Annotated in this window: 9 protein-coding genes; 1 reads left to right on the top strand and 8 read right to left on the bottom strand. The window is 68.9% G+C overall.

Annotated features, from left to right (window positions below; all coding sequences use genetic code 11):
* From D7W79_RS33300 to dnaK, 4 genes are all read right to left on the bottom strand, one after another.
* Window positions 1–1,324 (bottom strand): AAA family ATPase (locus D7W79_RS33300; RefSeq protein ID WP_158617112.1); only part of this gene is annotated, 1,324 nt, incomplete at its 3' end.
* Between the two features lie 52 nt (window positions 1,325–1,376).
* Window positions 1,377–1,784: a thiol-disulfide oxidoreductase DCC family protein gene (locus D7W79_RS33295; protein WP_120529382.1), complete on the bottom strand. Its 408-nt coding sequence runs from the start codon at window positions 1,782–1,784 to the stop codon at window positions 1,377–1,379.
* Between the two features lie 27 nt (window positions 1,785–1,811).
* Entirely contained in the window at window positions 1,812–2,669 is an 858-nt protein-coding gene (locus D7W79_RS33290; RefSeq protein WP_120529381.1) for a hypothetical protein, read from the bottom strand.
* 208 nt (window positions 2,670–2,877) lie between these two features.
* Window positions 2,878–4,791 carry a molecular chaperone DnaK gene (dnaK, locus tag D7W79_RS33285; RefSeq protein ID WP_120529383.1) on the bottom strand — a complete coding sequence of 638 codons (1,914 nt, stop codon included), beginning with the start codon at window positions 4,789–4,791 and terminating at the stop codon, window positions 2,878–2,880.
* Window positions 4,792–5,208: 417 nt separating this feature from the next.
* On the opposite strand from dnaK, the gene D7W79_RS33280 reads away from it, so the two are divergent.
* On the top strand, window positions 5,209–6,297 hold the full coding sequence (locus D7W79_RS33280; protein WP_120529380.1) for a diacylglycerol/lipid kinase family protein: 1,089 nt from the start codon (window positions 5,209–5,211) through the stop codon (window positions 6,295–6,297).
* A 66-nt stretch (window positions 6,298–6,363) separates the two neighbouring features.
* Here the strand turns inward: D7W79_RS33280 and D7W79_RS33275 are convergent, their stop codons facing one another.
* The 4 genes from D7W79_RS33275 to D7W79_RS33260 form a co-directional block, all read right to left on the bottom strand.
* Window positions 6,364–7,125, bottom strand: a complete 762-nt coding sequence (locus tag D7W79_RS33275; RefSeq protein ID WP_120529379.1) for an SAM-dependent methyltransferase — start codon at window positions 7,123–7,125, stop codon at window positions 6,364–6,366.
* 87 nt (window positions 7,126–7,212) lie between these two features.
* Entirely contained in the window at window positions 7,213–7,530 is a 318-nt protein-coding gene (locus D7W79_RS33270; protein WP_120529378.1) for an HP0495 family protein, read from the bottom strand.
* Window positions 7,531–7,564: 34 nt separating this feature from the next.
* Window positions 7,565–8,884 carry a PhoH family protein gene (locus D7W79_RS33265; RefSeq protein WP_120529377.1) on the bottom strand — a complete coding sequence of 440 codons (1,320 nt, stop codon included), beginning with the start codon at window positions 8,882–8,884 and terminating at the stop codon, window positions 7,565–7,567.
* Window positions 8,885–9,068: 184 nt separating this feature from the next.
* A complete protein-coding gene (locus tag D7W79_RS33260) occupies window positions 9,069–9,215 on the bottom strand; it encodes a hypothetical protein (protein WP_208729903.1) in 147 nt (48 codons plus the stop codon).
* Window positions 9,216–9,294: the final 79 nt, after the last annotated feature.

Genomic DNA, 9,294 nt, shown 5'->3' with positions numbered 1-9,294 from the left:
CCCCCTGCCCCACCGTCATGCCCCGCGACAGCCGCTGCTCCAGTGCCGCCACCAGCGCGCGCGCCGCCACCAGCAGCGGAGCCCGGTTCTGGCCGTGGCGCGGTCCGGGCACCAGCTTGCCCAGCACGCCGCGAGCGGTGCTCGACACCACCCCCGCCTGCCAGTTGCGGCTCAAGCCCTCCGCCGCGTTCACGTCATCCGCGGCCGCGAGCGTCGTCGCCTCGCGCTCCACGCCGCCGCCCAGCTCCTGGCGCACCTTGCCCAGCACCTCGTCGAAGGTGCGCTGCTCCAACCGGACGATCTCCAGCTGCGCCCGCTCGCGCGGGTCCACCGCCGCCTTGAGCAGCGCGTCCGCCTCCGCCGCGGGCGGTCCGCCCAGCAGGAAGAACCAGCGCAGCGCGTCCAGGTCCTCCACCGTCGCCTCGAGCGGCCGGTCCGGACGGCGGTAGATCTGATCGCGCACCACCGCCGCCTTCAGCGTCCAGAGCGCCTTCACCACCGAGCGCTGGGAGAAGTACTTCGTGGGCACGTAGTCCGGCAGCTTCGACACCTGCGCCACGAGCGCGCGCTCCAGCGCGTCCGTCAGCATCTCCACGCCCTCCAGCACGTGGCCGGGCACCTTCACCTGGGCCACCGCGTCCTGGAGCAGGTCCAGCTGCTGGAGCGTCAGCGTGGCGCGCAGGTCCGGCCGCGTCCCGTGCACGAAGCGGTGCAGCATGGCGGCCCGGCTCTCCCTCCGGGCGAAGGCCTTGGGCACGAAGCTGATGAAGCTCAACCGGTCCGCGAAGGCCAGGAGCAGCTCCGGCGAGCGCGCGAGCACCTCCGTGAGGTACCGGTTGCTCGTCATCACCACGCACTCGGTGCGGCCGGTCGTCACCTTGCGGCCGTGCTTCAGCTCCCGCTCGTACATCACGTTGAGGATGGAGCGCAGCAACATGTCCCGGCCGTCGAAGACCTCGTCCAGGAACGCGTGCACCGACCCCAGCATGCCCTCGTCGGTGAGGTACTCGGTGCGGCCGGTCTCCGTGAGTACCTTGAAGTCCACCGGGCCGATGAGGTCCGTCTGCAGCGTCGTCTCCGCGATCTGCTTGGAGAACAGCGACGGCAGCCCGGACACCTCGTCGGTGATGCGCCCCAGGACGGCGCTGGCGACCGCGCTCTTCGCCGTCCCGGGCGGCCCCACCACCAGCACGTGCTCGCGGCAGAGCAGCGCCAGCTCAATCTGCGTGAACAGCGTTTCGCGCTCCAGGTACGTCTCCCGCAGCTCCCCGAAGAAGCGGCGAAAGGACTGGGCGGCCTGCAGGTTCGGAGGAGGCGAAGTCACGAAGGAGCCAGGAGAATGCGGGGAAGGCCGCATGCTACCCGCGCCCCTCCCCCTATTTGAAGTGCACCGCGCAGGCCCCGTCGGGGCAGTCGCGACCCGCGATGCGGAAGCGGTAGCGGGCCACCACCCCATACACCGCGTCCGCCAGCTGCTTTAAGCCCGGGACGTAGTACACGTAGAGCAGCCGCCCCAATGGCCGCCGGCCCAGCGCGCGGACGATGGCCTCCGCTCCCTCCAGGACCCGGCCATCCGCCTGGATGAGCTGCATGGCCTTCTCGCAGCGCTCGAAGCTCACGCCCGGGAAGGCGTCCAGGACACCCTCGTCACGGAACGAGAGCAGCTGCGTGCCCTGCCCCCCCACCAGCTTGCGCATCTCCCGCGCGGCGCCACTGCACACGCGGCAGTGGCTGTCGTAGAGGACCACGTCATGTCCCGGCGGTGTCGTCTGGAGCGTCGTCATGCGTCACCTCCCCCAGGGCCCAGTATGTCAACGCGGCTTGAGCATCTCATGCAGTTGTCCGTGCACGCTGCGCCAGATGTCGTGCTGCCGTTCAATAGGATCCATCAGCACGAGGCCCACCGACGTCGCCGGAGAGCTGCCCTGGAATGCAGAGTACTGTCGGATGCGCGTGCCTCCGCTGCCGTCGTCGTCGAAGACGAACTGGTTGGTGCCCCGCAGCGGGTGTCCGTCCAGGGTGGTGATGTGGACGACGCGCTCCGTCTCGTTGAGCTTCACCGTGATGGGCGCCCACACTGGCGGCGGCCCCTGCTCCTCCAGGAACAGCCGGGCGCCGTCCGTCAGCGCGCTCGCCGCCGGGCGCAGTGAGATGCCCGCCGCGCCGAAGAGCAGCTCCGGGTTGCTGACGAAGGCCTCGAAGGCCGCCTTCGCGGACACGCCGGGGATGGTGCTCGTGTAGTCCGTGAGCGCCGTGGGCGCGCCCGCGATGGGCGGGCTCGGGTCCAGGTGCCCCAGCTGCTTGCGCGCGTAGGCATCCATCGCGGGCCCCTGCTCGAACGTCACGCTGAAGGCCGCGGCCTGGGTCTGCTCCATCAGCCGTGCCCCCTGCTTCACCTGCTCCTGCAGGGAGCCCGTGGGCTTCGGCGGGAACGCGCCCCCCACGCCGAAGTCGAAGCCATTGCCCTCCCGCGTCCGGGGCGCCACCTGCGCTGCCCGCGCGGGACTCGCGGCCGGCGCACCGGCGCCCCGAAACACCTCCACGGAGTTGGCCGGAGCGGCCGTCGTCCGTGAAGGCGCCTCCGAGCGCGTGGCCGAGGGAAGGGATGTGACGTCGGGGGCGGCGACGTCCGGGAGGACGGCGGACAGCAGCGAGTCGATGCGGGACATGGGCGGACACCTTGGTGCGGGACAGCGAGGAACCCGCCCGCCCCTTGCAGTGCCTTCGCCACCCGCGCCCGCGTGAAATCGCGGGGTTGATCCTTAGCCCTCATCCCGCTTCCGGCACACCCGTCCGAAAAGACGAAGGCCGGCGCCCCTCGTCGGAGCACCGGCCCTCGGACTTCAGCCCCCGCCAGGCGGCGGGTGGCTCACGGCCTTACGACTGGCGGAACTCGGCGTCCACCACGTCGTCCTTCGCGGACGGCTGGGCGCTGGAGCCCGGAGCCGCGGAGGGCTCGGCGCCCGGAGGAGGCGTGGCACCCGGCGCGCCGCCGGTGGCGCGGTACATCTCCTCCGCCGCCTTGTAGCTGGCCTGCTGGAGCTTCTCGAGGGCCGCCTTGATGGCGTCCTTGTCCTGCCCCTCGCGGACCTTGTTGAGCTCCGCGACACCGTCCTCGATGGCCTTCGCCACGTCGGGGGTGAGCTTGTCCTTGTTCTCCTTGACCATCTTCTCCGCGGCGTAGGCCTGGCTCTCCGCCTGGTTCTTCACCTCGACCAGCTCGCGGCGCGCCTTGTCGGCGGCCTCGTTGCTGCGCGCGTCGGTGACCATCTTCTCCACTTCGTCCTTCGACAGACCGGACGAGTGGCTGATGGTGACCTTCTGCTCCTTGCCGGTCGCCTTGTCCTTCGCGCTCACGTTGAGGATGCCGTTCGCGTCGATGTCGAACGTCACCTCGATCTGCGGCACGCCGCGCGGCGCCGGGGGCATGCCCGTCAGGTGGAAGCGGCCGAGGCTGCGGTTGTCGCCCGCCATCTCGCGCTCACCCTGCAGCACGTGGATCTCCACCTGCGTCTGGCCGTCCGCCGCCGTGGAGAAGGTCTCCGACTTGCGCGTGGGGATGGTCGTGTTGCGCTCGATGAGCTTCGTCATCACGCCGCCCAGCGTCTCCACGCCCAGCGACAGCGGCGTCACGTCCAGCAGGAGGATGTCCTTCACCTCGCCGGAGAGCACGCCCGCCTGCACCGCGGCGCCCACCGCCACGACCTCGTCCGGGTTCACCGTGCGGTTCGGCTCCTTGCCGAACAGCCGCTTCACCGCCTCCTGCACCATGGGGATGCGCGTGGTCCCGCCCACGAGCACGACCTCGTTGAGGTCCTTGGGCTCCAGGCCCGCGTCCTTGAGGCACTTGCGGCACGGCTCCAGCGAACGCTCCACCAGCGGGCCAATCATCTGCTCGAACTTGGCGCGCGTGAGCTTCACGTTCAGGTGCTTCGGACCGGACGCATCCGCCGTGAGGAACGGCAGGTTGATGTCCGTCTGCATCGCGCTGGACAGCTCGATCTTGGCCTTCTCCGCCGCCTCCTTCAGGCGCTGGATGACCATCTTGTCCTTGCTGACGTCGAGCCCGGTGTCCTTCTTGAACTCGCTGATCAGCCAGTTCATGATCTCCAGGTCGATGTTGTCGCCGCCCAGGTGCGTGTCGCCGTTGGTCGCGAGCACGTCCACGACGCTCTCACCCACCTCCAGGATGGACACGTCGAAGGTGCCGCCGCCGAAGTCGTAGACGGCGATCTTCTCATCCTTCTTCTTGTCCATGCCGTACGCGAGCGCGGCGGCGGTGGGCTCGTTCACGATGCGGCGCACCGTGAGGCCGGCGATCTCACCGGCGTCCTTGGTGGCCTGGCGCTGGGCGTCGTTGAAGTACGCGGGGACGGTGATGACCGCCTCCGTCACCTTCTCACCCAGGTAGTTCTCCGCGGCGCGCTTGAGCTTCAGCAGCACCTGCGCGCTGATCTCCGGCGCGCTGTACTGCTTGCCCGCGATGTCCACGCGCGCGTCGCCGTTGGGGCCCCGGGCCACCTTGTAGGGGACGAGCTTCGCTTCCTCGGTCGTCTCCTCGAAACGGCGGCCCATGAAGCGCTTCACCGAGTAGACGGTCTGCTCCGGGTTGGTGATGGCCTGGCGCTTCGCCACCTGGCCGACCAGGCGCTCCCCGTCCTTCGTGAAGGCGACCACCGAAGGCGTGGTGGGGGCTCCCTCTTCGTTGACGATGACCTTGGGCTCGCGACCCTCCATGATCGCCACCACGCTGTTCGTGGTGCCCAGGTCGATTCCGATAATCTTGCCCACGGTTCCCATCCTCTGGAAATAACTGCGTTTTTCCTGCGAAATCCCGATGTATGCCCAACGTAACCACCCCCCCCGGTGTGTCAAACGCGAGGACGGGTTTCCCCGTAGGCCCGGGCACCCAGCGCAAAGGTGATGACGGCCGCTGCGTAGCGCAGTGCGCAGGCCCCCTTGCCCAAGCAGGAGGCGCCGCGTCACAGGAACGCCATCCGGGCGCCACGGGTGCGTAACGCGCTCTACACCGCCGTCACCCCGCGGTAGCAACCGGGCGGGCATTTTGGACACCAGCGGACCGTTCAACCCCTCGAAATTCCATCAGGGCGCCTGGCTAACGCCTCGCGTCAGGGGTTGGCGAGAAAAGTGCACAGTCCGAACCGCGTCATCGCTGTCATACCGCTCCCCGCCCCTCTGGAGTCGTCCATGCTGGTTCAGCCCCTCCGTTCCACGGACTTCCGCCGCTCGCCCGCGGCGCAGCCGTCCGCCGAACCGAAGGTCGCGGTGCTGCTGAACGCGAACGCCCGCAAGGTGGATGCCCGGGTCGTCAAGCTGCTGTCGCACGTGGTGCCAGAAGAGGACCTGTTCCTGTCGCGCTCGCCGCTGGACGCGCGCCGCATCGCGCAGACGGTGCTGGAGCGGGGCTACCCCACCGTCTTCACGGGCGGCGGCGACGGCACCTTCATGGGCTTCGTCAACGAGGTGCTGCAGCAGGTGGGCCCGCGCGGGAAGTTCGCCGGCCAGGCCGCGCCGCGCTTCGGCATCCTCAAGCTGGGCACGGGCAATGGCATCGCGGCGTTCGTCAACGCGTCCAGCACCCGGGGCGACGGCATCCTCAACGACGTGGTGCGCGCCCGCGCGGCGGAAGTGCCCGGCGTGCGCACCATGGACCTGGTGCAGGTGGACGGCCAGCGCGCGCCCTTCGCGGGCCTGGGCGTGGATGGCAAGGTGCTCAACGACTACATCTCCGTGAAGGAGTCGCTGGGCAAGGGCATGCTCAAGCGGGTCATGTCCGGCGGTGGCGGCTACTTCTCCGCGGTGGCCTTCAAGACGGTGCCGCACTACCTCACCAGCTCCGTGCTGGTGGAGTGCGAAGTCGTCAATGGCCCGTCGGAGGCCTACCGGCTGGGCGCGGAAGGCCAGGCCGTGGGCGGGCCGCTGGCGCCGGGCTCGGTGCTCTTCCGGGGCAAGCTGATGATGGCCGCCGCGGGCACCATGCCCTTCTACGGCTACGGCTTCCGCATGTTCCCCCACGCGAATGATCGCCGGGGCTTCCTGCAGCTGCGCCTGGGACAGGTGTCGCCCACGCAGGTGCTGGCGAACCTGCCCCGCCTGTGGAACGGCCGCTGGGCTCCGGAAGGCCTGCACGACTTCCACGCCCGCGAGGTCACCATCCGCTTCGCGCGCCCCATGCCCTTCCAGGTCGGCGGCGACGCGGCCGGCTACCGCGAGCAGGTCACGCTGTCCGTGGCGCCCGAGTCCATCGAGCTGCTCGACTTCAACGGCGTGCAGTAGGTCCCAGCGGTTGAAGGGTCCGGAAGCCTCCGGGCCCTCCCCCACGCTTCAAGCCCCCTGCTGCTTTCAGCCGCGATCGCGCGACGCCGGGGGCTTCTCACCCGGCTCCTTGCGCCGTCCCACGGCGAACGCGTAGCTGACGCCCGGCCGCTGGTTGTGCTCGCGGTGCAGGGCCAGCTCCTCGCGGAAGCCAGCGCTCTCCGGCGAGGCCCCTTCCGGCAGGTGCGCCTCCATGTCCTTGTAGAGCGCGTCCAGCTCCGTGTCGTGCAGCGACTCCACGGACTCCGGCTCGAAGCCGGCGGTCTCCAGCGCCTGGAGCAGCTCGCGCGGCAGCAGCAGCGGCGCGCCCAGGCGCTTCTCCCAGAAGTCCAGCACGGGCTTGGGCGTGAAGCGGCCCACGCGCGCCGGGAAGGTGAAGCCCACGCGGCCGCGCTTGCCCAACAGCGGGCGGAACACGCGCAGCGACACGTCCAGCGGGTAGTGCACGCGCCCCGGCACGAGGATGCCGTGGAAGGGGCCGTCCAGCATGCCCAGCGCGTCCGGCGCCACGCGGCGCACCTCGATGCGGTCCGACAGGCCCTGGGAGCGCACGCGCTCGCGCACGGGGGACACCAGGGCCTCCTCCGTGTCCACGGCCACCACGGAGCACTTCAGCTCCTGGGCCAGCAGCACGGCGGCGCCGCCCTCCGGACCACAGCCGAGCACCAGCACGCGCGAGCCCGGTTCGAGCTGGGCCACCTTGGCGAAGCGGCGCGTGGCGTCGTCTGATCCGAACGCGCGCTGCGCCCCCGGCGGGTGGTACAGCGGGAAGTGCTCGGCGGGACTCATTCCACCCTCATATACGCACCCTGGCCGGACTTCCAGCCGCCGGCGGGCCCCGGGCCCCCTGGGGCATCCGCCCGCGCACCGCCTGCTTCACAGGTAGTAGACGATGCGCGGATCCTGGTGCAGCGCCTCGTAGATGCCCCGGCGCTGCTCCTCGGAGAGCAGCAGCACGGACACGCTCAGGGACACGAACTTCCCCTTGCGGCTGTGCTGCACGTGGATGGAGTCCGGGGACACCTCCATCCCCATCTTCCGCCGGAAGAGCGAGCGCACGTGCTCCTCGAACTCGGGCGTCTCCTCGACCGTCGCCTTGCCCATCACCTTGTACTCGTAGACGGAGGGGTACTCGACGAGGGGCTTCTTCTCCTCGCCGGGGGTGTCGGGCTTGTCGGTGCCGTCCTGGGTCATGGCTTGTCTCTAGCAGGCACGGGCTTCGGGCGCCTCACAGCAGGTTGGCCGCCAACTCGGCCAGCATGCTGCGCTCGCCCTTGGCCATGGTGATGTGGCCGGCGATCTTCTCGTTCTTGAAGCGGTTGACCACGTGCACGAGCCCGTTGTTCGTCGAGTCCACGTACGGATTGTCGATCTGGAACGGGTCGCCGGTGAGGATGATCTTCGTGTTGTCGCCCACGCGGGTGAGGATGGTCTTCACCTCGTGTGGCGTGAGGTTCTGCGCCTCGTCCACGATGATGAACTGGTTGGGGATGCTGCGCCCGCGGATGTACGTGAGCGGTTCGATCTCCATCAGCCCCAGGTCGATGAGCTCATGGTGGCCGCGCCCGGCCTTCTTGTCCGCGCGGCTCAGGTTCATGAGGAACTCGACGTTGTCGAAAATGGGCTGCATCCAGGGGTTGAGCTTCTCCTCGACGCTGCCCGGCAGGTAGCCGATGTCCCGGCCCAGGGGGAAGATGGGACGGCTGACCAGCAGCTTGTGGTACAGCCCCTCCTCCGTCACCTTCTGCAGGCCCGCGGCGATGGCGAGCAGCGTCTTGCCCGTGCCCGCCTTGCCGACAATCGTGACGAGCTTGATCTCGTCGTTGAGCAGCAGGTCCAGGCAGAAGGCCTGCTCCATGTTGCGCGGCCGGATGCCCCAGGTGCCTTCCTTGCTGCTGCGCGCCAGCGGCACCAGCCGCGCCTTGGCGCCGTTGAAGCGGGCCATGGCGGTGTGGGACGGGTTGAGCTCGTCCTTGAGCAGCACCAGCTGGTTGGGAAAGAGCCGGTCCTGGGCCGGCACCTCCACCTCGCCGCCGGGCTTGTAGAGCTGATCCACCATCTCCGTGGGGACGAGCAGCTCCGTGAAGCCGGTGTAGAGGTCGGTGATCTCCACGCGCTCCGTGTCGAAGTCCTGGGCGGACAGGCCCAGGGCGTCGGCGCGGATGCGCAGGTTGGTGTCCTTGGTGATGAAGACGGCCTGGGTGTCCGGCTCGGTCTCCATCATGTCCAGGGCCACCGCGAGGATGCGGTTGTCCACCAGGTTGCCGTCCGCCATGGAGGACGGCAGCGAACGGTCGGTGAAGGCCACGCGGAGCATCCCGCCGTGCGGCAGCGGGACGCCTTCCTTCAGGGAGCCTTCCGCGCGGAAGGAGTCCAGGTAGCGCGCCACCAGTCGCGCATTGCGCCCCAGCTCGGAGAGATCGCGCTTGAACTGATCAATCTCCTCGATGACGTAGATGGGGATGATGACGTTGTTGTCCTTGAACCCGTAGATGCTGCGGGGGTCATGGAGGAGGACATTCGTGTCGAGGATGAAGTTCTTTCGCATCGTGGGCTTCGCGACCTGACCTGGTTCGGGTGCGATTGCTGACGGCGAGCGACGGTGGATGACCAACGGCTCTCAATATAGGCACCGAACGAGGGGCCACCAGCCGCATTCCCGTCTGAAAGCGCGAAGGTCCGTCCGAAAGAGCACGGCCCATTCCCGACGGAACAGGGCGCTACAGCGGCCCTCAGGACGTCGCGGCGGTGCGCGGCGGAGCGGCCGCCGGCTCGCAGGCGTCCTGGTACGGCGACGCGGGCGCCAGCGGATCATACCCGAGCACCTCCACCACCCTTTCGGGCGGGGGGCCGGGGGGCGTGCGCTGTGTCTTATACACATGTCAGAGCCCACGTGACAAGCGCAGTTCTCGTATGCCCTGTTTTGCTTGAACAAAAAGAGCTAAAGTCGATGTTGTA

Source organism: Corallococcus exercitus, assembly GCF_003611585.1.
Classification (GTDB): Bacteria; Myxococcota; Myxococcia; order Myxococcales; family Myxococcaceae; genus Corallococcus; species Corallococcus exercitus.
The sequence above is the reverse complement of the archived record's forward strand: the minus strand, read 5'-3'. Positions and strand labels throughout refer to the sequence as shown.